The organism is Yersinia sp. FDAARGOS_228, from assembly GCF_002073315.2.
Lineage (GTDB): Bacteria > Pseudomonadota > Gammaproteobacteria > Enterobacterales > Enterobacteriaceae > Yersinia > Yersinia intermedia.
In genome coordinates, this window is record NZ_CP020409.2 from 4183340 (window position 1) to 4210136 (window position 26797).

Below are 26797 nucleotides of genomic sequence, written 5' to 3' on the forward strand. Positions count from 1 at the left end.
AATGGGTTTGAGGATGGATAGATTACTTTTGATGACATGCTTTGTCCGTACCGCTGAAACAGGCAGCTTTTCCGCAGCCGGTAGGGATTTAGGCTTAGGGCAACCGAACGTGAGCCGTCATGTTGCAACCCTCGAAGAGCATTTGCAGACCAGATTACTTCACAGAACAACCCGCAAGCTTTCCCTGACGCCTGAGGGAGAACGTTATTATTTGGAAGCAAGGCGTATTCTGGAAGCCGTCGAAGAGTCAGAGTCTTCTTTCAGAGAAAATGTTACACCCACAGGGCTATTACGCGTTGCCTGCCCCACAGCATTGGCTCACACATTCTTAGTCCCACACATCCCAGATTTTTTAGAACGCTACCCTGAGCTAACACTCGATCTACAGATTAATGACCGCTATATCAATCTCGTTGATGAAGGTGCTGAGCTGGCAATCCGCATTGGACACTTGGAGGACAGTGCTATGCGTGCCCGCAGACTTGGCATGTTCGAGCGAGTCTGTGTTGCCAGTAACAAGTACTTAGCTAAACACGGAACCCCTAATACCCCTGAGGATTTAAAAAAACATGATTGTTTGATCTATACCTTGCTAACAACAGGAGCTACCTGGAGATTTCAGGATATCAATGTCCCTGTTTCTGGTCGGCTCAGGGTCAATTCACCAGAAGCAGTACAGAAATTTGTCAATGCAGGGATTGGAATCGCACAGGGCCCAGAATGGCTGTTCGAGGAGGGACTGGAAAATGGCAACTTACAATTATTACTGACTGATTACACTGCATCGCCCGTTCCCATTCAGGCCGTTTATGTTGCTAATCGACTTTTACCAAAACGGGCGATTGTGTTCATGGATTTTGTTGCTGAAATTTTTGAAAAAAATCCAGCCTTCAAACTGTACAACTCAATGAAATGAGCCTGAGATAACGAACGAAATATTTGCTGGCACTGGAAGAACGAAAATCGCCCTTACTTATGCCATAAAAAACTTGTTGAATGCCTCAGGGTGTGAAACGGACACTGATGACCTTGAACGGTGCTAATCAATAACAACCCAGTCAGGCCTACCCATTCATTTTTCAGAGTAGGAAATGCGGTATCCACTATCCTCCCTGAGAACGCTGGCAAACCCAGCCTGACTTAAGTGCATGCCGGCAATGATCAGTTTTTCGCTGACAGCTTTTTCCATTATTTTCTTTCTTGTTTCCTCGGCCTGAGCGGGGTCGGTGTCGAATAAAATAGAAACAGCCGGTTGCGCTGACTGAATATGAGGATAATGGACAATGTCTCCCCATATTAATAAGCATTTATCATCCGCATCGATGCGAAAACCGGTATGCCCAGGCGTATGACCCGGTAGCCATACCGGCAGAATACCTTCTGCTATTTTGTCGCCGTTAAAAAAACGCACCTTCTGGGCATAAGCGTCTAAGGTTTGGCGGACCAGCCAAAAATTACGTTGCCCGCGCTCATTCGCTATGTTGAGTTTTTCATCATCCTGCCAGTGTTGCGCTTCGAGAGGATGAAGAATAATTTCAGCATGTTTAAAAACGGGCTGTTTTTCAGAATCCAGCAGGCCTCCAATATGATCCGGATGGCAGTGCGTCAATAAAACAGTATCGACGTCGTCAGGGCTAACACCCGCTGCGGCAAGGTTTGCGTTGAGTTGTCCCGCCATGTTATTCAGCGGGCCTGTACCAGCGTCAACCAAAATGATCCGACCCAGACCGCGGATAAGGTAACAGTTTATATGGATATCGCCGGGCTCACCGATTCCGGCACGGCATTGAATAACGTCCGCATCAGCTTTTTCAATGCCTGACAGCAAATCCAGACTCGCTGACATATTGCCGTCACTCAGCACAGTTACCTGAAAATCGCCAATCTGACGGAACGGAAGGGGATGGCTCATCACTACCTCGAGGTTAGTTGCGGGCGAATAGGTGTTCTGCTGGGGAGCCAAAACAGCGAATACGGGTCATCAGACCAGAGGCCTGTTGAGTGGCAAAATCCAGTTCACGCATAAAGTTCTCCATCACTTCATGGGTTCGCAATGTTGTCAGACGATAAAAGAGCTCGGCATAGACTGGTTGCCCGCATCCCGGCTTTACATCGACAAAAATGATATGAACGTTTTTGGGTTCTGCGCCAAGGATGTCACAGCAGAGGGCGCTGCATTTATGGGTAAAATCACCAAGGCTTTTAAACTTGTCAGAGTGATTTTCAGAAATATAAAAAGTCAGATTAGGCATGATGTTATGGCTTTCCTTTTTCAGCACTCTGCAACTGCGGAGTCAGAGGCTCATAGAGATACACACCCGACATATCTGTAAACAGCGAGGCCATCTCAATAGGCAAGACATATACAACGCGATAGTCAGGGGATTTATCCAGCCCCACCGCATGCATTTCCAGACCCCGATATCCCAGTTCTGTCTCTAAAAAGTCTATTGGCTTTGCGCTCAATAGCAGAATTTCATCGGAAGAGATGGCTGGAGCAAGGCCTTCACCTTCATAGAGGTTACGATGCCAGTCAGTAATGCAGACCTGCCAACGAGAGAAGTTACCGCCTCCTTTTAAACGGTAATCCTCACTGCTGAGAATATCCGCATCATTAATCGTATGAATGGCAAGGTAAACAGGGCAGCCGGATTTGACGGCGCGAAAGCGTTGAGAGGTAGTGAAGCCAGCAACAGATATCAATGCGGGTAGTTTTTGTTGGCTGTAAAAGGCATTCCATTCTGCCTCGCTTTCAGGATTGTTATACGAGCATTCCACGGTATAAAACATCAGCCCATCTCACATGAGTTATAAACGCGAGCAAATATATTCGCTCAATGATTTTTCATCATGCTACAGGCTGGTTATGCCGCTTAAAAACGATAATATGTCACGGATTAGTGATATTAAGTCAATGAAAGCACGTTGTAGGCACAGAGCAAGGAACAGGTGGAATGCGCAGAAAAATACCCAGTAGTGCGTCCCTGCAGGCTTTTGATGCCGCCGCAAGGCACGGTAATTTTGCCCGGGCCGCAGAGGAGTTATCGTTAACCGAAGGGGCGATTAGCCGTCAGATCGCGCGTCTTGAAGCGTTGCTGAACTGTAAACTGTTTGACCGTATGGGAAGCCGGGTAAAGCTTAACCCTGTCGGCGCACGCTATGCACATCACGTGCGTGAAACGCTCGATCGGCTCGAAAGAGATACGCAGTACATAATGGGAATGCCTGAGGGCAGTAAGAGTCTGGATATCGCCGTCCTGCCGACCTTTTCCAGCCGTTGGCTTATTCCCCGCCTGAGCGGCTTTAACTCTTTGTTCCCGGACATAACGTTAAATATTGCGGCGAGAACGGATCCGTTCATTTTGCCTGGAAGTGGCTTTGACGCGGTCATTCATTTTGAACATTCCGCATGGGCAGGTATGCGTATGCAATTTCTGTTTCAGGAGATTCTGCTGCCTGTTTGCAATCCCGCACTGTTAACAAATAATGACGTCAATCGACAGTTAAACGAACTTCCGCGCATTCACCGTCGACAGAATCCTGATGCATGGCATCACTATGCCCGGGAAAGTGGAATACGCCTCGATAATCCGGCTCAGGGTGTGCGGTACGATCTTCATGAAATGTCCATCGCTGCCGTCATCGCGGGACAAGGCGTAGCATTGGTTCCGCGTATGTATGTCGAGAATGAATTGAGTTGCGGCATGCTTGTTTCGCCCTGGCCAGCCTCGGACTGCCTGAGCAAAAAATTCTGTTTAGTAAAACCGACGGAAACGGGAATCAATGAGGCTGCGCTAGAAAGTTTTGAACGCTGGTTGCTTGCTGAAATGAATACGCTCACCAGCCTTAATGCCGAACGATGACGTTACGTCCGCTCATCGCTGTGAGTTCAACCGATGGATGCAACGCTATCCTTAATCGAAGGAGGACGTTGCCATGAAACGAAGAACGCGTATTAACTTCACGCCCGAACAGAAAGCGATTATCTGGGACAGATACGGTCTTTGTTCCACGGTGACGTGTTCATACTCAAATCCCCTGCAATGTGGGAGATTTGAGTATGGTTGTCCCTCATGAGCGAAGTGCGGACCGTCAACGTCTTCGGAAGGCACTTATCTAATGCAATCAAGACTAAAAGACCACAACAAGCAGATTATAAGGTTTATGCTTTGTTTTTACTTACCTCTGTTCTCAGGTGCATTATTCCATTCTTACATTGAGCTCAATGTTTTAACTCAGTTTTCGTGTAACATACGTTGAATAAAAATACTATTACAGGATTAATATCTGATGGAAAAAGGATTTCAACGCATTGGTTCTGTATCGAACGCACACGTCGGTCATGATTTTGAATTTAAAGTCCAATTATTTTTTAAAGGACAAGATATTTTCTTGAAAAGAAATTATAAAGTAATGGTGGGAATAGATAGTATTAAGAAATCTCATCGATTTGATTTAGGCTGCTCCGAACAAAAAATATTAGTTGAGTGTAAATCTCATCGTTGGACAACAGGAAATAATGTACCAAGTGCCAAATTAACGGTATGGAATGAAGCAATGTTTTATTTCTATTTGGTACCAACTGAGTATCGAAAAATAATGTTTGTTCTTAAAGATAAAAGGCAGAAATCTGATGAGACATTGTGCCAATATTACGTAAATAAATTTAATCATCTTATTCCTACTGACGTGGAGCTATGGGAATACGATGAAATTATTATGGATGCCGCACGGATTTACTGACTGATACGTATCAACTGTGATTTGGATTGACTGAGAACGATGGAAGAAAATGAGAAGGTCTGGTCGTCAGTTAAGAGCGAAGAGCGGACATTCTTGTGCAAAATATGTCGCTAAATTACAGTGAAGTTATTTTCGACCAACGCTATAGCCAACTGAACAAGCAGGAAGTTAAAAAATATGAGCAGGCGATTATGTAGGGATAACCGCACCAAAATACGAAACATTCCCCGTCGTATAAAATCACTTAACCGTTGGTCTGAAACTTTTCATAACCCAATTCGTGCCATTTTTCCGGAAGAGCAACATTACTGGAATTACAAGATACCTGTAGAAATTAATCTTGTTCAAGGAAAATACAGCAAGCAGAAAGTTAAGGCAGAGTGTGCGCAAGCCATGATCAATGCCTGTTCCAACTTGATGCTCGCCACAGCAGATTGCGATGATATCCCTCGAATTACTGCCGTAATTTGCCTCCCGGATATGTTTACAAGTGAGGTCTGTTTATTTCGTTCAGAGGAATACTTTCAAAGCTTCATTACAGAGGGGAATTCTGAAAATGGTTCATCGGTACTCCTCAGGGAACGAAGCCTTGCCCAGGAGTGGGGGCTTATTCTTCCAGATGGGGTTCAGGAATTAGGTATTACACTTGACTACTATGGTGGTGACGACCCGGATGAGTGGTTTTCAGGCGAACGCTGGTATTATGGGCAATTATAGTGACCTGGCCATTTAGCGATATAAATGCAAGAGTAACTGAGTACATCTGGAAACTCACCAGACATACTGTCATTACTCGGTTTATCAATTGTCTTAGCAGATGTGTAGCCAATGAAAAAAAAGCTTCGCCAACGTAACCAAGCCTGGATCTCACGGCAATTGCGACGTGCACAAAAAGAAGGAATGCCGTTAAGTTTCTTTATTAACTTTCCTTCAATACGCGCAGTTGCATGTAATGGTGAGCGCCTTAAACGACGTGGTCGTCTCAAGCCGGACTGGGAGCGCGCATTGTTTCATCCGGGTTGGGGAGAAGTGCCGATTGTTGGGCAAAAAGGCACAGTTTACTGGTTTGAGGGATTTGATAAGGAACAGTTGCCTGTTGAATTGGTGCCGCTGTGGGAAGATGCCTGACTGTATTTACTTTGATTGATAGCTTTCAGTGCAACACTTAATCCACGCTATAGTCAGCGAGGAGCGGAAGTTAATTTTACGGCTATAGGATATAACCATTAAACTATGTCGGTCGTATTTACCATAATAGATCTATGGCTAATCGACTGCAAAGATATTAAAAGCACATAGAATGTGCCGTGCTCAAGGGACTACACAACAGGGGTTGCTGGAGGTCATAACTGCAAGGGCAGTTTTTTTAACATGCCAGATAAGGGAGTTAAAGACGAAAGCGTAAAGTATCATTGCAGAGTGCCGATAAAAATAGCGTCTTTTTTATTATATGGATATTACATGCATAAAATTATCTGCTCCATTGTGCTCATGCTAGGAATGACAGGGGCTACGTTACCTGTTTATGCCAATACGTTGACGCAAAGCCTGACGCGTTGCGACACAACATTTTTCAGTGAAATCTATCATCAGCGAACCACACTCAGTCGCGTAGCACCTTTAACGGTTGACCAGCAATTTCACGCCTGGTTCAAAGCGCCGGTTGACGGTAATGGCATCGTCTGGTTTGCCCAACCTCTACATGAATTAAATCTGACGCTATCGGGATATTTTCTGCAAACCAGCAACCTTAATGAAATCAATTATGGTAAGTACTATTACTGGGGGCTGATTTTCAAAGAATCGCCTGAAGAGGTCATGTCCAAGCTTGATCATTTAACCTGGGGCAAGGCCGGAGATGATTATCTCTCTCAGGCGATGATTAAAGTAGACCCCAACAGTGCCTGGAGAGAAAATGCGCAAGCGGTGTCAGGTATTGCTCCGGCAAAAGAAAGCACCGAAAAGCTGTTAATGCTCAGCAAAGGTAAAGAAGGGACATTATTGCTCTGTTCCGTTCAGGGAAATGTCACACCTGATATGCTCGCGACATTACGACCTGATTTAACCGGCGGGGTAGCGAAATGAAAAAGCTGATATGGCTGGCATTACTTATGCTGGCGGGGTGTACTGGGATCAGTAAACCACAGCCGCAAGTGCCCGCCCAAGCACCGGCTGGTTTAATAAAAATTCTTGCAGATGATAGAGTGACTTCGTATGTCGATTTCAGGGTGATTTCAACTTACCAGGGTAACAGCCACTTGCGCCGGTTTTATTTCATCAATAACTACGCGGAGCAGACACTGATTATAAAAAACCCACCCGTCTACGTTTCCAGTTCCCGGGCAATCGATGTTATTAACTGCGACAAAAACCAGCGTGCGGTTATGGGACGTACGCTTTTTTCCAAACCGTTTGCGGAAGGCGATCTTATACATGCGGAGCTGGATGTGGGGCAATGGGAAACCTTCCCGAAAGACTCTCTTTTTGGGATAATAGCTGAAACCATGTGCAGTATTCCCGTTGAAAAACTCAAGCCAGAGCCGGCGAAAGAAAACCGCAAGCCGCTACTGGATTAATTAGCATTAATCGGAACCCGACGGTCCACGCTGAAGCAGATGGCCTGTATTGGTAACGGGCTATCTGCAATAAGTAAAAGGACAGAGCGCTTCTCTGGCGCGCCCGCTTACACTTAAATTGGCATCCACTCAGAATGGATAACATTGCGAATCATCAGGATAACAAAGCCAAAAAGCTCTATCGCAGAGTCAATACGACCACGCGCTACTATTCAGACAAGCCGGGCGGTGAATATCGCCAGCAGGGAAATCAAAAAAAGATATACGGCCAATATTTTGCCGCAGCGTGAATCTATGTACGTTAAACAGCAACTCCGGCTGGATTATTCTCCGTTGTTGTGTATGAGCGAACAACAGACGCTTAACTTGTGGCATGGAAGCATCTCGATTATTCGTGGCTATTCGCAAAGCATTGGATAACTTGAGTCCCACGTCACCTTAGAGTGCGATCCTACTGATAAAGGAATGATTAATGAAAGCAAGGGTGCTTTTAAGTCTATTATTTTTGGCAATATCATTTAATGTCGCTGCATTTACTCAATTCAAACCGGCGGTCTTAAATGCTGCTCTTTTGTTCGAGCATGATGCAACTACTGGGAACGTAAAACATAGCATCCAGTGGATCCGAGATGTTTACGGTAAACTTCAGGCTATGACAGAAGTTAGATACGATCAAAGCGGGTGCTTTACTAATATCAACATGGTTGATAAGGCAAATGACCGAGAGTTCCATTTGGTAAACAAAGATGGTGCACTAACCTCTTTTAAAGGCCTGCGTATTACCGGAAAAATCAATGAACTTTGCGAAATCACTGAGCTTGAGAATGAAAAGGGCAAATATGTGCTCAGCTATAATGTACGTGGGTTGCTTGAAACAATCGTGGACAAAGACACGGGCGAAGTTGTAAAGCGATATGAATATCACAATAACCAACTCCCTGTGCGTATAAGAAACTATAAAGATCAAGAGGATACTCGCATATTTTACCCATCCGGAAGCGCGCAATTTCTTGACTTAGAGAGTGTATCAAAAAGAGGGGGATTAACTGTCCGGGTAAAGCAAAGTTGTGCTTACACCGCTGATGGTAATGCAGATAAATGCTCGTTGATAGCCTCCACTAATGACGACTATCGTGGCTCAATCCTCATCTGGATTTCTAATCATGAAACGGAATATTTCTGAATCTATTAAAAATGGCCGAGCCAACACAACCTCACTCGTGAGGTTGACCTGCTTCCTAATTTTTAACGCAATGTAATATTATCAATGTCCACTCTTGGCACGAAGTTGACGGGCAGATTTGAGCGAAGAGCGGAAGTTCGCTGACCCCGAATATGCTCAAGAGTAAAAAGTAATACAGGATCAACGGTATAATTGTGGATCAGTTCTTTTTAGAAAATAGATAAATGCCAGTCGATGCGACTGACTGAGGAAATTTCCCATCGAAAATTATCGGCTACATCGTGGCAGGCTTATCGACCATATCCAGCTTGTAGTAAACAACTTCGAAACAAGCAAAGCTTTTTACACAGTTGTACTATCTGTTCTGGAGATCCCTGTAATAAGTACAGACGACGATTATATCTGGGCAGATGAACTTGTCGTTTCGTCAGTAAAAAGTCCAGCCTCTGCAGGTGAGCTGACAGGACGCCATCATTTGGCTTTTCAGGCCAAGAACCGTGAAGTGGTGGATGCTTTTTACCATGCGGCACTCTCTCATGGTGGGCGTGACAATGGAGCGCCTGGCGAACGAAGCTACCATCCAGGGTACTACGCGGCTTTTGTGCTCGATCCTGATGGTAACAACATCGAGGCTGTTTACCATGGAGAGGCAGAGCGCAGTACACAGTCTGTAGAGATTCGCTTCAGCCTCTGAGTAATATGAATGGCTGGTACTAATACTGTAAGTATCCCACAACGGCGGATAGTGCGCTTTTAGCTATCTATCCGGTTCGTGCCATAACTTTCTCTATATCCGCTGCTGGCACGAAACGGACAAATTAACTGGGCTGGGGGTCCACTGTGAGCGAAAAGCGGACCTTATTGTACAAAGCATGTAGCCAGATTACAGTGAAGCCACTGATTGACAAGTGAGTCAAACCAGACAAGCAGCCAATGAAACAAAACTTCGCCAACTTAACCAAATCTGGATAACTGATCGGTTCATGAGGACAACAAATAATGTCATTCAATAATAAAAAACTGTTAATTACTCTCTTATCCCTCTGCACATTTCAGACTTATGCAGCACAATGCACTGCGGAAATCTTCGCTAAAAACAAACTGAACAACTTCATCCTTCTGAGCCAGCCGACAAGAACTGAAATTCCCAAATCTGTATCAATCACTATTGATAGTCCTGATGGGTATCTTCGCACATCGGTTCAAAGCAACTTCAGTCAATGCGGTGAGTTAATTGGCGGCCGTATGAAGGAGGTCAAAACCTCAACAGGCCAGAAAGCAGTTTTCACGGCAACCTCTGAAATTCAGTTGAATAAAACGGAATTTGGCTGGCGCATCCAGGTGGACTCAAACGGGGTCATAGCCGATAAAAACAGTCAGAAAACCACGCAGGCATATCGGCAGACTCTTGAGGGAATTTACCTGCTTAACGATAAAGGAATTATCAACCGTGCAGTTAATCGTTCGGTTATCGAGGCCACAAAACAGGAAGATAAAGATAAAACCGTAGTAGGCACAATCGACTACGACTTCAATTCATCAGGATTACTGGCAAGCGCGGCAAGCAAAGGAAGTATGGCGATAGATAATAATACGATTGTATATAGTTATGATGGCAATCATCGCCTGATCAAAACCCAATCACCCTCAACCATAGAAGAGTATGGCTATGATAACGAGGGCCGTGAGTTGACCCTGAGCAAGACTCAGACGTATTTCACCATCGAAAAAAATCTGACCACCTGCGAGGAGTGGAACTCACATGGAGAATGCACACGCGCCAATATGGATATCATAATCACCCCAACTGATCGGACAGGTAAACAGTATGTGGACAAACATAACGCCGTAATGACGGCGAAATATGAATACTGGAACTGACCATTTCACCTGCTACATAAGAAGTCAAAATGGTATTGGATCCGCATCTGGATCCTTTATTTCATCCAGATTCTGAGCTGAACCGCCCCAGTATAGCTTGGTCGAGAGCCGACTTGAGCCAGTACGGCTGTAAGTATCCCTGCAAACGAACCATCAATTTTTAGAGGGCCTCTGGCACTCCAGCTTCCGCCTCTGGCACAATGCCGACGTTTAGATTTCGTTCAGACTTATCACAGTGTCAGAGCTGGCCTGAACTGATATTCTTCATTTATTCAGATAATGGCTGAATTTATGAATATATCTAATAAATCTTAGTTAATTACACCCCATTATCAAATAAATCACTCTGCGTTATGCTTATCTCAAGCACAACCCTCAAGGGTAACGTCATGCAAACAATAAAACTGAATAATGGGATTGATATGCCTCTACTGGGCTTTGGGGTCTTCCAGATGACTGAGGCAGCAGAATGTGAACGCATATTGATGCACTGATGGCCAGACCCCGCCAAACTCAAGCAACACAGAGATTAGATTTTGTAATCTGGAACAGCGTTAAGAATTACAGGTATAATCCCACAAATTATTCAATTGGTTTAGAGACGAAAATGACAAAACTCACCTTACAAGAGCAGATGCTAAAAGCGGGATTAGTGACCAGCAAAAAAATGGCTAAAGTCCAAAGAACAGCTAAAAAATCACGAGTTCAGGCTCGTGAGGCAAGAGAGGCTGTGGAAGAAAATAAAAAAGTACAACTTGAGCGTGATAAAGAGCTAAGCGAACAACAAAAACACGCTGCTTTATCTAAAGAGTATAAAGCTCAGGTGAAACAGCTCATTGAAATGAACAGAATCAATATTTCAAAAGGCAATATTGGTTTTAACTTCACAGATAATAATTTAATTAAAAAAATAACTGTGGATAAGACTACTCAAGCTCAGTTGATTAGTGGCCGTCTCGCCATTGCTCGTTTGGTCGTGGATAACAGTAGCGAGAGTGAATACGCTATTATCCCCGCGAGCGTAGCCGATAAAATTGCGCAGCGAGATGCGAACAGTATTGTATTAAATAGTGCGCTTAGTCAGGAAGAGCAAGATGGCGAAGATCCGTATGCCGATTTTAAAGTGCCCGATGATTTGATGTGGTAATTAACGTCTTGCAGATGCTTATATATGAAAGGCCCCTTAGGGCTTTTCATTAAGATTTTATGTCCAGCCAGTTCATAGGAAAACGCAGGGTTATTCTGGGCAATTGCCAACACTTGTGCTATCAATCCGACTGGATTACGTCTATAGATATAAGCAACGAAAGGGATGAATACAAGAAAATATAATATTTTCATTTTTAATGCCGCTGTTTTAATTAACGGCGACGGATAGCGGGTTTGGCGATAAAAGTCATTTGATTAAGCATTTCCATATGCACTTTGGCACGACTCCGGGCACCTTCGCAGTGACATCGTTATAGATACTTTCGCTTTCAGAACGGGCTGGTATTACGGGCTTTGATCCACTCTTCGCCAATGGGATGATTAAAATGTAACTCACTGGCGTGCAGCATCAGCCGCGGAGCCCGTTCGGTACCTGGCAGCAGGCGACCGCCATACAGGTCGCAGCCCAAAATAGGGTGGCCCAACTGCTGGCAGTGAATGCGTAGTTGATGGGTGCGCCCGGTCTCCGGGGTTAGCTGTACCCGCGTCAATGGCAGTAACGTACTGTCTTCCAACTCATGATAAAAGCGCTCAACAACCTGATAGTGGGAACGAGCGGGCTTACCGTGGATTGAACAAATAGACATCAGCGGGAACAGCGCCGGGTCTTTGGCAATCGCAGCGTCTATCACCCCTTCGTTGTCGTCCAGATGTCCACAGAGCAGTGCGCTGTACACCTTGGTCACTGTGCGCTGACTGAACTGTTGGCAGAGGGCAGCGTTAATAACCTTATTGCGGGCAATCACCATTAGCCCGGAAGTACCGAAATCAAGGCGATGGACCAGGGTACAGCCGGGGAATATCTGTACCAGCCGATGATGTACCGAATCGAGATTTTGTGGATTTTTCCCCGAGAGGCTGAGCAGCCCTGCGGGTTTATTGATAAGCACCAGGTGATCGTCCTGATAGAGAATCTCTATCTTGTCATGGCACGGAGGGGCAATAAAGGTATCAATAATCGTAGACATCGGCTGCCCGGATGGAGAGTGGGAGTGGATAATAACGAATTTTCAACCCACTGGCGAATCAAGTACCTACAGGCGCAAAATTAAACACCTAATACATTGTTAAATAACGATATTAATTAAACTCACTTTTCAACATATCACCAAGCTATTTAACTGAACATGCACGTAACATCGCAAAAAACAGCATATTATCTAATAACGCCTTAATGCGACAGAGCCGTTTTAGCGTTTCCCTGGCTCAAACCATGCAGCTAATTGCAGAATATCATTTTCTTGCAGAGTCCCAGCGTTGTAGCGTAGCTCTAGCCATGATTGGAGCCAACTGTATTTGGCTTCTGCCAAATCCCGCCGCGAGTTATACAGTTGCTGCTCAGCCAATAAGACATCCAGATTGATTCGTTCACCACCCAGTACACTGCGACGGGTAGCCAACAGTACCTTTTGCGCTGAGTCTACCGTCATTTGCCACGCACGTATTTTGGCAGCACCACTACTCGTGAGATTGAACTGGCGTTTGAGTTCCGCCAATACCTGTCTGGTTTCTTGATCGAGTTCCGCCTGCGACTGTTGATAGTGTGCCGTTGCCTGCCGAGTCGCACTGGAAATACTCCCCCCAGCATAAATAGGTACATTCAACTGTAGACCAATGCTTTGCGTATCATATTTCTGGTTATAATTATATTCCGCTTCAGAGCGAGAATTACGGGAGGAGGCCACCAGTTGCAAGGTCGGCAGATGACCGCTACGACTGTTTTCTATTTCATAATGTTTGGCATCTAGATTCTCCCGCTGGCCAGCAAGACGGGCATTATAGCGAATAGCCAGATCGCGCCACTGCGCCAGTGTGCGGTCATCGCTGATATTCTGTGGCAAAGCGTCCAACGTTAATGGCCGTAACTCTGCCAAGTTAACCGATCGACCTATCATATTTTCCAGCTCGGTTAATTGGCTGTCCAACACATCTTGTTGCTCAATAAGTTGTACCTGGGTCAACGTCAGGCGTGCAGCAGTTTCATCAATATCTGTTTGTGTGCCCTCTCCGGCAACCAATAACCGACGATTCAGTTGGATCTGTTCCTCATAAGCACGTAATTGGGCATTTAATAGGGATGTTTTTTCCTGAGCTAATAAGGCGCTGCTATAAGCCCGATACAGCCGGACGATCAATTCCTGGCTTTTATCACGATAGCGTTGATCTGCGAATAACTTACGCGCAATGCCTTGGCGATAGCGGGCATAGGCGCCGTAATCAATTAATGGTTGCCGCAAAGACAGCATGGAGACATAGCTATCGTAATCCCGTTTTACCTTACTGTTACTGCGGTTATCGGCCTGACTCACAGTGGAGTAATTGGTGTTTGCCCCATAGCTGTATTGCAAGGAGGGTAATAAGCCAGATAAACCCAAAGCGGCCTCCTCTTGCCCTGCATCCCGCTCATAACCCGCAGCCCGATATTGTGGATCATTATGCACTGCCAATTCCCATGCATCGAGTAATCCCAGTGCATTTCCCTGCTCAGGTAACACTAACAGGATGAGAAATATGATTCGTAAAGTTAATGGCATCCAATGCTCCCTACTCTTCCGTTAATGCTATGTGCAGGCGATCCATCAATGGCTTAAATAGATAATTAATCATTGAGCGTTCACCAGTACGGACAAATCCTTGAACCGGCATACCAGGCTTGATTTCTAAGTGATCCAACTTCTGCCGCGCCGCCTCACTGACTTCTACCCGTAAACTGTAATAAGGCTCTTGCGTTCTTTCATCTAATATCCGGTCAGCCGACAACAATTTTACTGTCCCTTCTACTTTCGGCGTAGTGCTCTGATTAAACGCTGTGAACTGCAATTCCACCGCTAAGCCAGAGTGGATTTTATCCACCATTTCTACCGGTACTCGCGCATCCACAAAGAGCGGCTGATCATCAGGCAAAATTTCCATTAGGGACTGGCCCGCAGCAATAACACCCCCTTCGGTAAAGACTTTCATCTCCACCACTGTACCGGCTACCGGCGACCGCATTTGTATATTTGCCAGATCGAAATTCGCTTTTTCCAACTGGCTGAACACTTCAGTTATGGTGGATTGCACTTCCGCCATCTGGGTGTTGACCTCTTTTCGATATTCTTGTTGACGCAGTTGGATACGGAAATTCTGTTCCTGTATTTCCCGTTCAACCCGTTTGATTTCGCCGACAATTTGCGCTATTTCGCCATTAAGCTGCGCATAAAGCTGCTTACTTTCCAGCATTTTATTGCGCGGGACATAGTTCTCATCCGCTAACGATTTCAATCCGTCCAACTGTTGGGACAATGCTTGCTTTTGGCTATTCTTGCTACCAAGAACTTGCTTCTGCGCCCCCATCGCGGCCTGTAAACCGGCAATATTGGCGCGTAATCCATCACTTTCCAACTGTAATGCCTGCTGGCGGCTATCAAGTAGTAGTTGTTGTAAGGCCAGCATTTCATCCATACCAGTCTGCCGCTTCACCTGTTGTAAACGAGGCGTCTCTACCAACTGTTTATCCCCCTTTTGCTCGGCCAGTAAACGAGCTTCGTTGGCCAACAACTGATAGTACTGCGATGTTAGTCCATCACTGGCGGAGCGTGCCCTGACAGCATTTAAAGTCAGTAGCACTTCACCGGCAACGACCCTGTCGCCATCATGAACCATAATGTGGTCAACAATACCGCCTTCGGGGTGCTGAATGGCTTTTCGGTTGCCAGAAACCACCACAGTACCCGTAATCGGAACCCCTTTATCCAACGGGGCCAATAGAGCCCAAAGGATAAAACCGCCAAAACCGGCCAATACCAACCCCCATCCCCAATACAATGCCCGATTCTCACTGCGTTGTATTTCCTGCAAAAATGCCTGTTCCGTTTTTTTATTGTGCTCGGACATATGACTTGCTTCTCTTCTTATTCCCACTCAACCCGGAATGCCTGTTGTTTGCGCAGCGCGCTTTAGTTCAGGCTGATTGGACGCATTTAGCCGCTGTAGCTCGGCCATCACTTCGCCTGCCGGACCAAATCGCTGTTGTTGCCCCTGGTTCAGGATCAATAACTTATGGGCACGAGCGGTCAACGCAGGACGATGAGTGATCAGCACCAAGGTACAACCGCGTTTTTGTAGCGCATCCAGTGCCGTCAACAGGGCACGATCCCCGGCTGTATCCAGACTGGCATTCGGCTCATCCAGCACCAGAAAACAAGGATCACCATATACTGCTCTTGCCAGCGCTATCCGTTGGCGTTGACCGCCCGACAGACCCGCACCACTCTCACCAAGCTCCGTGTCATAACCTTGAGGCAGCGAGAGGATCAGCTCATGAACCCCGGCTAACTTTGCAGCGGCAACCACTTTCTCACTGTCAGTGGTACCGAATCGGGCAATGTTCTCTGCCAGAGTACCGCTGAATAATTGAATATCTTGTGGAAGGTAGCCGATATATGCACCCGATACCTCTTTATCTAACTGATTCATGTCGGCTGAATCCAGTCGCACAGTTCCTTGACTCGGCGCTTGTACTGCAACTAACAAGCGTGCCAAAGTAGATTTTCCTGAGCCGGAAGCACCCAAAATCCCCAGCGTTTCCCCCGCATTAAGAGAAAAATGAATATTATGCAAACGTGGAGGTTGATTGGTATTGGGACGAAAAGTGATGTGTTCAACACTCAGATCACCTGTCGGTGGTGGCAAGGTCATGCTGTCTTCACGATGGGGATGATTGTGTAACAGTAAATGCAAGCGGTTCCAGGCTTGACGTGCTGCAACCCATTGCTTCCAGACCCCAATTAACTGGTCGATAGGACTAAGCACTCGCCCGACCAAAATCGATCCGGCGATCATCATACCCGCGGTAATCTCACCATTTACCGCCAGTAATGCTCCCAAACCTAGCATCAAAGATTGTAAAACAATGCGCGAGCTTTTCGATAAAGCAGTCACAGCAGCAGAGCGTTCACTCGCCAGATTCTGCTGGCGGATAAAACCATAGTGCTGCGCTAACCAGCGCTTACGCATATTGCCTAACATTCCCATCGCTTCAATCACTTCCGCATTGCGTAAATGCGTATTGGCCTGATGGGTTGCTTGCATTGACAGCTTATTGGCTTGCGCCAATGGGTGGTGGGTAACACGTTGGTTTAACCAAGTGAGGATGATCAGAAAAATAGCACCGCCCAACGCCAGCAGACCCAGCCACGGATGTAATAGGAAAACCACAGCGAGAAATAACGGAAACCAAGGAGCATCGAAGAAGGCAAACAGAGCGTTACCGGTGACAAACTGGCGTAATTGAGTTAAATCCGTTAACGCCTGCCCTGCTTTAGCATCACCATCGCGCAAGTTACGCTCAAAAGCCGCATTGAAAACCTGTTGATTGAGACGCAAATCCAGTCGGGTACCAAGACGGATAACCACCAGGCTACGCACCCACTCTAGCGCTCCCATAAAAAAACATAAGCCAACCATGAGCAATGTTAGCATCAGCAATGTCATCTCATTACCCGAAGCCAAAACCCGGTCATACACCTGCAACATATACAAGGAAGGTGCCAACATCAGTATATTAATAATGGCACTGAATACACCCACACCGTAGAAACTCTGCCGACATGCACCCAGCGCTTCTCGCAATCGGTCATAATTAGGAATTGAATGAGAAACCATATCTTTCCTTTAATGGTTTTCTGACAAGCGAAATATTATGTTTATGACTTTACCGCTCAAGGAAAGAAATAAAGTCATTAGATGAGGTAGATGGGCGTTAATTCGGTATACGGCGCAATGTGACCACTCCGGTATTATCCGGCAAAGTCATTTCATAACCTTCTTGTGCTCGTTCAAAAAATGCCAATGCATTACCAGTCCCATCAGTTAAAGTAATGCCGTCCGGCGTTGGACGCCAGCCCTGCGGAGCACTACCCAGTAACTGTTTAAGGCAGGAGGATTCCCCGCTGGCATGCCAGGTCAAGTTGGGTTTAATTACCGTGGATTTCAGCTCAATGCCGCAGACTTTCACAACAGAGCTATTTAACTGTAATTGCCATTGACCACTTAAATCACTGGCATTCGGTAGCACCAGACTGCTCGCCATAATCGCTCCTGAACTCATTAAAGTTGATATCGCCAATATGGCACCAAACAGTGTCCGATAAGGTTTACGTAATGACCTCTTCACTATAAATACTCCTTTATAAACAGTGCTTGGCTTATCACCCGGACGCTGGTTTACTTTTATCAGCACAGCCCTATAAGATAAACGCTATCTTTATATCAGACTGTTCCATAATTCATAATATAAAGAGGCGTTCAGCAATAATTAACCCACTCTACATACAACTATAAAACTCATTATTCTTGATTTATATGCTATTTTCATCTCCAACACGGTTGTGAGTTTTTTAATTCCTACTTCTGTAATATGTGATAAAAACGTCTGATTAAATCAACCAGACGTTGGATAGCAATCACATCAAACAATAAAATCAGTTGTCTGAGTTGGCTGACCCACAATTTTCACAAGGAAATCAGGTAATAATTGCTCGCCATCAACATTTAATGCCAAATCGCTGATATTAGTCTGCGGATCATAAGTTAATAATGCTTCACCGGCAGAACCGCTAAAATGATCAACAAAGTGAATACCACCACTGCCAGTATTAAAAACGGATAAATCGATTTTATCTATACCGCCCTCAAAATCCATGATCCAGTCTGGCGCACTTGGTGAAGAATCCGTGGTCCGGCCGAATACGAAAATATCGCTACCGCTGCCCCCCCAAAGTTTATCTGCACCGCCGCCGCCGAACAGAACATCATTACCTGCACCACCATGTAGTTCGTTATCTGCTCCATTACCCACCAGAACATCATTACCAGAACCACCAATGGCATTCTCAATCGTCACGTTGGCGGCGATTGAAACATTAGCTTTTAATCCCCCAACATCAGAAAAAGCAGCTTCTTCCAGATTGATACGTTGATCAACGCTATAGCCTGAGAAATCAAAGGTATCAATGCCACCCGCATCCCACACAGAGAATACTTTCTGATCACTGCTATCTGTCAGGGTAAAAGAGTCACGCTGAGTGTTGGAGTTGAAACCATAGATATTATCTTCCGTGCGAGTATCCATATTCGCACCGTAAAGACGCTGAATTGCAAAAATATCATCCACTAGTGGCGTTGACGCGTAGTGCCCCTGATGGTCAGCCCCGGATTGCCAAGCATCCCAGTAACTCATGATACTGAACTGACGAGTATCTTCACCATAAACCGCATCCTTGGCAAAAGTATTACCCTGTCCGGCGTTATAATTCGCAGGGTGACTCAGACCAAGTGCATGTCCCAATTCGTGCGCCAGAGTCAAGCGGCCATACTCCATTTTCTCTGGCTCTCGGATATTATCCATATTGTAATTATACCAAGTGCTGGTATCAGCAATTCTTCCGTTAGGACCAGAAGTGTAACTGGAACTGGTATATGCCTGCCCTCCCGCCAGCTGCCCATCAGCCGTTAACGAATAGTTGCCCAATGTAATATTGGCTTTTTCGGTTGGCCCTACTTCGGTGAAGTGGATATTAGCGACATCAGACCAGGATTGCAGTGAAAATTTAGTTTGTGTCACTTGCTCAGGATTGAATTTAATAAACCCGTGAACATCATTCGATTTTTGAGACTGTAAATCGAGGAATGAATAATTTAGATCAACATCGTGCCCTAAGGTCGTTTTTCCATTCCAATTTAGTTCGCTACGGTTTAACTGCAGAGCCGACTTACCTAAATCAAAACTAACCTTTCCACTTGACGTAGTAAAACCATCGCCTCGAACTGAGTCACGGAATAAATCAATGACAGCACCATAACCACTCTGGCTAATAGTGTTATCGATCTGATCATTAGCTATTTTATTGATTGATTTCAACGTCAAGTTCCTTGTAATTAGTTAAATTTACCACCACGTCGACAGCCCACATTAATTAATGGATGGATGTTTTCCCCATGTAATAAAGTGAATCCATGTCATATCCTTTGTAGTGGCATTACATAAAAATATACTTATGATATAAAATAATTTTCCAGCTAATTAATAGGTGAGAAATAATTATCGGATCATCACGATGCATTCTAATTATATGCTTTGAATTATTAAAATCAAGGAATGGTAATTAAAATCAATAAAACCAAAACATCTGATTACGTGCATAAAGCACAGCCAATATCATTATATAACCTCATCATTACTGGGTTTATTTACTAATAACGTCTAACAAAATTCATTAGACGTTATTTTTGTTTCATAAATATAGGTTATCAGACAATAAAATCTGTTTCTTGTGCTGGCTGCCCAATTATTTTCACTAAAAAATCGGAGAATGAATGGTCGCCTGCCACATTATTTAATGCTAGATCGCTAACATTGCTTCCAGCATCATAAGTCAGCATAGCTTCGCCTGCTTTACCACTGAAACTATTAACAAAATGGAAGCCGCCACTGTTGGCAAAATTGAAAGCTGAAAGATCAATCTTGTCAATGCCACGTTCAAAATCCATAATCCAATCAGCAACTTGTGGGGTGGAGTCACTAACTTTACCAAATACAAAAATATCTTTACCGGCCCCGCCCCACAACACATCAGCACCGCCATCGCCGAACAAGATATCATTACCATCGCCCCCCATTAAGGTATTACGAGCGTCGTTACCCACGATGATATCGTTACCTGAACCACCAATCGCATTTTCGATAGTCACACCGGCCGCAATAGAAACGTTGCCCTTCAGACCACCGACATCAGTGAAGGATCCCTCATGCAAGTTAATACGTTGGTCATTGCTATAACCGGAAAAATCAAAGGTATCGTTACCATCGGCATCCCAGACCGAAAAAATTAATGCCTTACTGCTGTCTGCAGCAGTGTAATAATCACGATGGGTATTGGAATGAAAACCATAGATGGTATCACCGGTGCGGGTCGTCATATTCGCTCCGTACAAGTGCTGAATAGCAGCAATATCATCCAACATCGGTGCAGCAGCATAATGCCCTTTGTTATCGCCTCCGGTATTTTTTTCATTCCAATAACTCATAATACTGAACTGACGGGTATCTTCCGCATAAGTCACATCTTTATAAGTCGGTGTTCCCTCTCCAGCATTATAATTACCGGGATGGCTAAGTCCCAGAGCATGTCCTATTTCATGGGTTAGTGTTTGCCGTCCATATTCCATGGTATCCGGGTGACGTATGTTATCAACGTTATAATTGTACCAGGTAGAACCAGATGAACTCCCACTGCCAGGCAAAAGTGCATAAGCCTGTGAATCAGCCAGTGACCCGTCATGAGAAAGTGTAAAATTGCCAAATGTAACATTAGCTTTTTGGCTGGGAGTGATTTCTGTGAATGTAATATTGGCAGCATCTGACCATGACTGTAATGATAATTTAGCAGTGGCAATTTGTGCAGGGTTAAATTTAACAAAACCCTTATCCCCCCCCGGAATTCGAGTAACACTATCTAAAAATGAATAAGTCAGCTTTACCGGCTGATCAAAAACGTATTTACCATTCCACGTTTGATCAGTGCGAGTAATTTGTAATCCAGCATCTTCATTGGAGTAAGAAGGCTTACCGTTAATCACTAAGTTTTCACCACGCGCATGATACTGAAAAAACTCGCTTACTGCATTATAACCACTCCGAGCCATCGCGGAATCAAACTGTTCGACAACTTTATTACTACTTGCTTTCATAGATAATTTTCCACGTAATTGGACTTAATCGTCATTTAACTGAACATAGCCGATGAATTAATTTAATATTAAATTAAAAAATACGGACATCCACCTTCGTAATATTTCAGAAGAATTAACCAACAAAGGAACATGCATGATGAATAATTCGCTAAGTAGTCATGCAAAATTAATTATAGCTGGTAAATATAAAATGCAAGGTAGATCGCGTTTATTTTTCTTTATTCAAATTTAATTTTTAATATTCAATTAAAACAAATGATTACAATTCATATAAAGTTGAATTGTTTTACTAAAAATAAATGCTTTTATTAATTATTCAAAAAAGTACGAATTGAGGGTTATACGGCTGTGTTGCATTAATAGCGGTAAGTCAGCAAGATAGTGAGTACTTATCATCATCGCCGACTTTATCTATCAAAGTCCCAATCAATTTAGTGAAAATTTAGCCCGATGATAGCGAATGGGATATAGCAGGCTCTGTCGCATTAAGGCGTTGCTAGGTAACATGCTGTTTTTTTTGTGATGTTACCTGCCCATTTTCCTGATCCAGAACGCCTTTTCCGCCTACATAATCCCGCCGATATTATTGCTCAGTGTGTCCGCTGGTATCAAGTTTACTTACTGAGTTTACACAACCTGGAAGATATGATGACAGAGCGCAGTATTGAGCTGGTACAGATGATATGCAAAGAACAACCTCATCATCCTGCTGATGACATATTGTTATCGGCAGAACAATGTTACCTGTTGGCCGCTTGAAAAATAGGCAGTGCCATTTTGCCGACCTCGCTCTGTTAATGCGACAAAATCTACAAATACGTAGTAGTTTAATTTTCACGTCAAACTTAAACCAGAGCTAAACGAATGGAGGATTTAAGTATTTCGTATGAATAATCACGCTAGCAATGTTCTTAGTGAGAGAATTCCAATTAAAATCAACGGCATTTCTTACCTGACGCGGAGTGTCATCGCGACAGAAAAATTACGTTAATGATGCATTCCAAACTCTAAAAATTAAAAATATAACACCCAAGATTACAATAACAAAAAAATAGAAAGAATTACCAATCACACGTTCTGTTACTTTGTTCAAAAAATAAAATTCAAATATAATTTAGCATGTTAATTAATCATTCCATGAATTATCATCTTTAGTTAATAGATGATTCACTCATATGGAGAATGATAATGAAAATCTTGTTTATCGATGGAGCACAAAAATCGTTGCATTATAATAATAAGAAAATTATGTTAACGGAAAAGGAATTTTTAATGCTCGAATTGCTACTAAGTAAGAGAAAAAACAATAACATACCTATAGATGAAATTATAACTCATGTCTGGAGTGGAAGAGAGAATACTATAGTTAAAGGCAATGTCTCACAGTTAACCTATCGGCTAAGAAGTAAATTATCCGCCATAGGGGATGCTATCCAGATATCTATTTCTATGAATAGTGGCGGACGTTGTAAAGTACATCGAGACGCGATAACCATTATCACAACAAATAATGGAATTCTGTGCTTATTGCTCAAGTCACTACTGAATATTAACAAAAATGACGCCATATAATCTTGGTTAGTTAGCCGGTAAGCAATCTTAAGGCACTGGCAATAACGACAGACTAAATTATAACCAAAGATGATCACAAATAACAAATACGATAAACATAAATAATTGCAAATGACTTGGATAGTATCGAGATTGCAATCTATTATTTGAAATCCAATAAGCACGAGAAATTAACATAAAGCAACTATGATAAAAGGAGTTAGATTTATCCATTCGGCATGGGCTAAGAATAAATCCAGAAATATACGCTTATATATAGACATGGGTCTGATTATTATTTGGCCCATGCGCTGAAGTGAAATAAACCACTCCAGTTACAGGTTAAGATCATTATTTATACTGATTTTTATGGTGAAATATAATGAACAGATATTCAAAATCAGCCATTGAGCATGGCTAATAAATGGAGATACATCATGTCACTAAAGCCCCCAGCAGAAACACAAGTTATTACGTGGGTAATCATCGGTGTCCTATCTGCCTGGGGAGGGGTGGTGAGATATCTAATGGATAAACAAGGAACCCGCTGTAAATGGAGTTGGATGGCTGTAATTAGCCAAGTAATAATATCGAGTTTCACCGGTTTATTAGGTGGATTATTGAGTTTTGAAAGCGGTGCTAGCTATTACATGACATTCATATTTTCCGGATTGTTTGGTGCCATGGGCAGCACAGCTCTGAGCTATATATGGCGTCGTTTCTTCAATCCTTCAGGGAGGTAAAATGAGTAACTTCATTCTTAGCCACATCAGTAAGAATAATTTACGGGGCGTTCATCCCCACCTTATTGACATTGTGAATTTGGCACTTGAGATTACAGATATAGATTTTTGTGTCATTGAAGGCGTCCGTGATATTTCACGTCAACGCCAAATGGTACTAACCGATAAAAGCCAAACGTTAAATAGCCGTCATTTAACTGGACATGCTGTAGATCTGGCCCCATGGATAAATCAATCTATTCCGTGGGATAACTGGAGTGCATTTAAAGTAGTTGCAGATGCAATGAAAATTTCCGCAGAAAAATTAAATATCCTCATAGTATGGGGTGGAGATTGGAAGACGTTAAAGGATGGCCCACATTTTGAACTCTCACGAAAGAGCTACCCATGATATTACCTATTTCAAAAATGTATAGCATCGGACTATTTCTAGTCATACTACTTGTATGTATATTATGGACATGCTATCAGCAGCGAGCTTATAACAAAGTTCAACAAGATAATAAGCAACTGAAAATGCAAAATAGCTTATTAAATAACCGGCTTTTACAACTAAAAAGTCAGACTGAAAATTTAGCTTTTGTCATAACTAAACAAGCTCAAAGCCAAACTGAACTCGAGACAGACAATGATTTACTCCGTCAAAAAACTCGTGCCGCTTTGACGCCCGCTAATCAGTCTGTTGATGTTACCCGGTTGCAGCGCGAACTCATTGAACCAAAATAACTATCCTTCCGAGCTTATTCCTCGCTCTATTTTTGAAAGAAGCGATGCGCCACCATTCGATGTTGAACACAGAGGCGATTATCCAGACTATTTTTCCCGTCTATAGTTAGTGTTGGAGGCGTAATAATCATGAGCCAACAATGCCCCTATTTGCAATCAACATTATATTTTTCATTGCATTTATTTCAGAAAGTAAACCCAGTAATATAATCTCAGCGTGAAGCCCATTGGCTATTTATGGGGGTTTTATCTGTGCCAATTAGAGTAAAGCAGCCCACATTAGATTATAGCAAGATGTTCTATCAACTAATTAAGTCAACACTGTCAGTAACTGGTTAACTTGCGACTAACTGTAATAAAAAATCACCCCACAGAATTATGCCTAATTTATAATTAAAAGTGATATAGAAATAAGGAAAAATACATAATAAATAATTAAAATAAAAACATATAAATACTAATAACATTGCTTTTAACCTAAAATTGATTTTTTAATAAGTGATATGTTGAGTATTCTTCTGGCACCAACACTATGGTTGGTACAACAAAGAGGATGTAAAATATGAACAAGGTAACTATCACTATTAATACTGATTCAAATGAAGTAGACGTTAAAAACCCAACTGAGGCTGATACCGAGAATTTAACATTGAACGCAGCGCAGGCCAGAGCCAGAGTGCCAACTGAGGTTGCTCCTAACTCAAGTACCGAGGTTCTTTATCGCAGCACACCAATTATTCCTGAAAGTCGTCGGAATGTAATGATCACTAATGATGGCGCTGCAAATGTCATTACAGCTCAATACTATTGGTCGCACAGTTTTACAAGTCAATGGTTCTTGTATACATCTATTGACGTCAATGTTGGTGATTCTAAGTTATTAGTTTCACCATCTAATTCACTATATTACAGTAAGGTTGTTCTGATTAACAACACAAGCCGTAAAGCATATGTTACCGCGGAGGAAAAATAAATACCGCCTTGTTCTAAGATAATTTATTTTTATCAAGAAGGAAAATAAAACATTAACTGGTCTCACCTTCGCAACAGTGAAGGCCAAATACTTACTATTAGTTTTTGACTTCTGTTCATGCAGAAGTGAGGCCACTTATTGTCATTAATAAATTAATTTCTTAGAAAATACGACATTATCTTTTATTTTAAACTTTAACTAAAGGTATATTAAATGAATAACATTACAGAATATAGCAATACAGCAGCCATTGTTCCTTACAATGTATATGCTACTTCAGCCTTTGAATTCGACTGGGACTCATCAGCAATTCTTAAGCAAGCAGTGCTTAAAGGCATATCATTCATTCCTTATGTCGGTGATTACTTATCCTCTATTATTGGTTTCTTTTGGAAAGACCAAGAGAGGGATATCTGGCAGGAAATTTTGGGACGGGTACAGCAACTTATTGAGGAGAATGTGCTTAAAGCTATTAAAGGCATTCTATTGGGTGATATTGCCGAACTTAAAGGGAAGATTGCCTCCGTAGTTGCAGCTTTGCAAGATCATCCTGGTACACCTGAAGCCAAAAGTCTATTTATGAGCGTATCGGTACATTTGGATAGTGTACAACGCAAGTTTACTACTTTTGATCACAAAACTAACTATCACATTTTGCCGATGTATTCAGCAACAGCTTTAATGCAAATAATGTACTGGACTATGGGCATTGAACGTAAAGACGATATTGGACTGAACAGTAATGAAGTTGGGCAACTTCAGCGAAATATTGATCTATTGGTTAAACATGTCGAGAGTTATATTCAAGAGATTTACGATACAGAATTAGAGATCCAATACAACGACTCTGCACCAAATACTGTAGCTAACAATGTTATGTATGTGCATGGCTACTGTCGGGTGCATGGTTTGGAGTACACCGAGATCATTCAAAATATCCAGAAAAATGGAAGCAATACAAAGGGACTGTATTTAAAAACACTGAGTTATTCGACCTTCTTTGGCTGGCCAACCAGTCAGGCACGAATTCTTGCATTAAAAGACGAAATTAATATGCCGGAGCCATTTAAGCCAAAATTAGTAAATGGCCGTATAAACCAAATAAAGTCAGTTAAAGGTTTTATTCGACGTATCGGAGGCGCTTTACGGGTAGGTGGGTTAGAAGTTATCTTTGAAAATGGTAATAAGTATCAACAAGGAACTGTTACCGGCGAATATAGTTCAATTGACCTCAATGGGGGTGTCATTGAGACAATAGAAACCTGGGGTAATGGTGCTATTGACGAAGCCAAATTTACCCTAAGCGACGGACGTACCTTAACTGTTGGTCAACGCTATTCAACAAACTACAGAAAGTTTGCGCTCGAGGGGCACTATATTTCTGGTATTTTTATTGCCAGCGATCGAAGTGAACTAGTCGGTCAAGCTGCAAATATTTGTGTTTCTTATCACCAAAAACAATGAAATAAATAATTTA

At 43.2% G+C, this 26797-nt stretch carries 27 protein-coding genes and 2 pseudogenes; 19 read left to right on the top strand and 10 right to left on the bottom strand.

Going from position 1 to position 26797, the window contains the following annotated elements:
• Nucleotides 1-13: 13 nt before the first annotated feature.
• Nucleotides 14-916 carry a LysR family transcriptional regulator gene (locus tag A6J67_RS19460; RefSeq protein ID WP_005182624.1) on the top strand — a complete coding sequence of 301 codons (903 nt, stop codon included), beginning with the start codon at nucleotides 14-16 and terminating at the stop codon, nucleotides 914-916.
• 156 nt (nucleotides 917-1072) lie between these two features.
• On the opposite strand, the gene A6J67_RS19465 is transcribed toward A6J67_RS19460, so the two are convergent.
• From A6J67_RS19465 to A6J67_RS19475, 3 genes are read right to left on the bottom strand one after another with little or no spacing between them, the layout of a single operon-like run.
• A complete protein-coding gene (locus A6J67_RS19465) occupies nucleotides 1073-1912 on the bottom strand; it encodes an MBL fold metallo-hydrolase (RefSeq protein ID WP_032905713.1) in 840 nt (279 codons plus the stop codon).
• Nucleotides 1913-1925: 13 nt separating this feature from the next.
• Complete coding sequence (locus A6J67_RS19470; protein WP_005182622.1) at nucleotides 1926-2252, bottom strand: hypothetical protein; 327 nt, start codon at nucleotides 2250-2252, stop codon at nucleotides 1926-1928.
• A gap of 4 nt (nucleotides 2253-2256) precedes the next feature.
• Nucleotides 2257-2790 carry a sugar ABC transporter gene (locus tag A6J67_RS19475; RefSeq protein ID WP_080608326.1) on the bottom strand — a complete coding sequence of 178 codons (534 nt, stop codon included), beginning with the start codon at nucleotides 2788-2790 and terminating at the stop codon, nucleotides 2257-2259.
• A 164-nt stretch (nucleotides 2791-2954) separates the two neighbouring features.
• Here A6J67_RS19475 and A6J67_RS19480 point away from each other — a divergent pair, with 164 nt between their 5' ends.
• The 11 genes and pseudogenes from A6J67_RS19480 (at nucleotide 2955) to A6J67_RS19535 (ending at nucleotide 11530) form a co-directional block, all read left to right on the top strand.
• Complete coding sequence (locus A6J67_RS19480) at nucleotides 2955-3863, top strand: LysR substrate-binding domain-containing protein (RefSeq protein WP_042569359.1); 909 nt, start codon at nucleotides 2955-2957, stop codon at nucleotides 3861-3863.
• A 427-nt stretch (nucleotides 3864-4290) separates the two neighbouring features.
• Nucleotides 4291-4743, top strand: a complete 453-nt coding sequence (locus tag A6J67_RS19490) for a hypothetical protein (protein WP_050089666.1) — start codon at nucleotides 4291-4293, stop codon at nucleotides 4741-4743.
• A gap of 177 nt (nucleotides 4744-4920) precedes the next feature.
• Nucleotides 4921-5460, top strand: coding sequence for a DUF3916 domain-containing protein (locus tag A6J67_RS19495; RefSeq protein ID WP_080608327.1), 540 nt, complete (start codon nucleotides 4921-4923; stop codon nucleotides 5458-5460).
• A 111-nt stretch (nucleotides 5461-5571) separates the two neighbouring features.
• The gene (locus tag A6J67_RS19500) at nucleotides 5572-5871 is read left to right on the top strand and encodes a hypothetical protein (RefSeq protein WP_049598759.1); all 300 of its coding nucleotides are present in this window, start codon (nucleotides 5572-5574) and stop codon (nucleotides 5869-5871) included.
• 333 nt (nucleotides 5872-6204) lie between these two features.
• On the top strand, nucleotides 6205-6828 hold the full coding sequence (locus A6J67_RS19505) for a hypothetical protein (protein WP_050089656.1): 624 nt from the start codon (nucleotides 6205-6207) through the stop codon (nucleotides 6826-6828).
• On the top strand, nucleotides 6825-7319 hold the full coding sequence (locus A6J67_RS19510) for a surface-adhesin E family protein (RefSeq protein ID WP_226714027.1): 495 nt from the start codon (nucleotides 6825-6827) through the stop codon (nucleotides 7317-7319). Before A6J67_RS19505 ends, A6J67_RS19510 begins: the two co-directional genes overlap by 4 nt.
• Nucleotides 7320-7791: 472 nt before the next feature.
• Nucleotides 7792-8502 (top strand): YnfC family lipoprotein, encoded by a 711-nt coding sequence (locus tag A6J67_RS19515; RefSeq protein ID WP_050089654.1) that lies wholly within the window; start codon nucleotides 7792-7794, stop codon nucleotides 8500-8502.
• 259 nt (nucleotides 8503-8761) lie between these two features.
• Complete coding sequence (locus A6J67_RS19520; protein ID WP_032905710.1) at nucleotides 8762-9196, top strand: VOC family protein; 435 nt, start codon at nucleotides 8762-8764, stop codon at nucleotides 9194-9196.
• Nucleotides 9197-9501: 305 nt separating this feature from the next.
• Nucleotides 9502-10383, top strand: coding sequence for a hypothetical protein (locus A6J67_RS19525; protein WP_050297330.1), 882 nt, complete (start codon nucleotides 9502-9504; stop codon nucleotides 10381-10383).
• Between the two features lie 389 nt (nucleotides 10384-10772).
• Nucleotides 10773-10871: pseudogene (locus A6J67_RS19530) on the top strand (2,5-didehydrogluconate reductase); the annotation flags it as partial.
• A 119-nt stretch (nucleotides 10872-10990) separates the two neighbouring features.
• Nucleotides 10991-11530 carry a DUF2058 domain-containing protein gene (locus A6J67_RS19535; protein WP_005182598.1) on the top strand — a complete coding sequence of 180 codons (540 nt, stop codon included), beginning with the start codon at nucleotides 10991-10993 and terminating at the stop codon, nucleotides 11528-11530.
• A gap of 331 nt (nucleotides 11531-11861) precedes the next feature.
• Here the strand turns inward: A6J67_RS19535 and A6J67_RS19550 are convergent, their stop codons facing one another.
• The 7 genes from A6J67_RS19550 to A6J67_RS19580 all read right to left on the bottom strand — a co-directional run bounded on the left by A6J67_RS19550 (nucleotide 11862) and on the right by A6J67_RS19580 (nucleotide 21324).
• Nucleotides 11862-12560 carry an RluA family pseudouridine synthase gene (locus A6J67_RS19550; protein WP_005182593.1) on the bottom strand — a complete coding sequence of 233 codons (699 nt, stop codon included), beginning with the start codon at nucleotides 12558-12560 and terminating at the stop codon, nucleotides 11862-11864.
• 222 nt (nucleotides 12561-12782) lie between these two features.
• Nucleotides 12783-14126: a TolC family outer membrane protein gene (locus A6J67_RS19555; RefSeq protein WP_050297883.1), complete on the bottom strand. Its 1344-nt coding sequence runs from the start codon at nucleotides 14124-14126 to the stop codon at nucleotides 12783-12785.
• 10 nt (nucleotides 14127-14136) lie between these two features.
• Entirely contained in the window at nucleotides 14137-15468 is a 1332-nt protein-coding gene (locus tag A6J67_RS19560; protein ID WP_050288777.1) for an HlyD family type I secretion periplasmic adaptor subunit, read from the bottom strand.
• Nucleotides 15469-15495: 27 nt separating this feature from the next.
• Complete coding sequence (locus tag A6J67_RS19565) at nucleotides 15496-17238, bottom strand: type I secretion system permease/ATPase (RefSeq protein WP_050074818.1); 1743 nt, start codon at nucleotides 17236-17238, stop codon at nucleotides 15496-15498.
• Between the two features lie 97 nt (nucleotides 17239-17335).
• The gene (locus A6J67_RS19570) at nucleotides 17336-17749 is read right to left on the bottom strand and encodes a protease inhibitor Inh/omp19 family protein (protein ID WP_226967856.1); all 414 of its coding nucleotides are present in this window, start codon (nucleotides 17747-17749) and stop codon (nucleotides 17336-17338) included.
• 294 nt (nucleotides 17750-18043) lie between these two features.
• Nucleotides 18044-19501, bottom strand: coding sequence for a serralysin family metalloprotease (locus tag A6J67_RS19575; RefSeq protein ID WP_005182588.1), 1458 nt, complete (start codon nucleotides 19499-19501; stop codon nucleotides 18044-18046).
• 383 nt (nucleotides 19502-19884) lie between these two features.
• The gene (locus A6J67_RS19580; RefSeq protein WP_050297884.1) at nucleotides 19885-21324 is read right to left on the bottom strand and encodes a serralysin family metalloprotease; all 1440 of its coding nucleotides are present in this window, start codon (nucleotides 21322-21324) and stop codon (nucleotides 19885-19887) included.
• A 538-nt stretch (nucleotides 21325-21862) separates the two neighbouring features.
• Here A6J67_RS19580 and A6J67_RS23995 point away from each other — a divergent pair.
• The 7 genes and pseudogenes from A6J67_RS23995 to A6J67_RS19615 all read left to right on the top strand — a co-directional run.
• Nucleotides 21863-21993 (top strand): annotated as a pseudogene (locus A6J67_RS23995) (IS6 family transposase); the annotation flags it as partial.
• 522 nt (nucleotides 21994-22515) lie between these two features.
• Nucleotides 22516-22899 (top strand): winged helix-turn-helix domain-containing protein, encoded by a 384-nt coding sequence (locus A6J67_RS19590; RefSeq protein WP_032905700.1) that lies wholly within the window; start codon nucleotides 22516-22518, stop codon nucleotides 22897-22899.
• A 416-nt stretch (nucleotides 22900-23315) separates the two neighbouring features.
• On the top strand, nucleotides 23316-23621 hold the full coding sequence (locus A6J67_RS19595; protein WP_032905698.1) for a phage holin family protein: 306 nt from the start codon (nucleotides 23316-23318) through the stop codon (nucleotides 23619-23621).
• Between the two features lies 1 nt (nucleotide 23622).
• A complete protein-coding gene (locus A6J67_RS19600) occupies nucleotides 23623-24012 on the top strand; it encodes a M15 family metallopeptidase (protein ID WP_032905696.1) in 390 nt (129 codons plus the stop codon).
• 125 nt (nucleotides 24013-24137) lie between these two features.
• Nucleotides 24138-24347, top strand: coding sequence for a hypothetical protein (locus A6J67_RS23335; RefSeq protein ID WP_125461928.1), 210 nt, complete (start codon nucleotides 24138-24140; stop codon nucleotides 24345-24347).
• A 562-nt stretch (nucleotides 24348-24909) separates the two neighbouring features.
• Nucleotides 24910-25320 (top strand): hypothetical protein, encoded by a 411-nt coding sequence (locus A6J67_RS19610; protein ID WP_042569345.1) that lies wholly within the window; start codon nucleotides 24910-24912, stop codon nucleotides 25318-25320.
• A gap of 213 nt (nucleotides 25321-25533) precedes the next feature.
• Nucleotides 25534-26784 (top strand): insecticidal delta-endotoxin Cry8Ea1 family protein, encoded by a 1251-nt coding sequence (locus tag A6J67_RS19615; RefSeq protein ID WP_080608328.1) that lies wholly within the window; start codon nucleotides 25534-25536, stop codon nucleotides 26782-26784.
• Nucleotides 26785-26797: the final 13 nt, after the last annotated feature.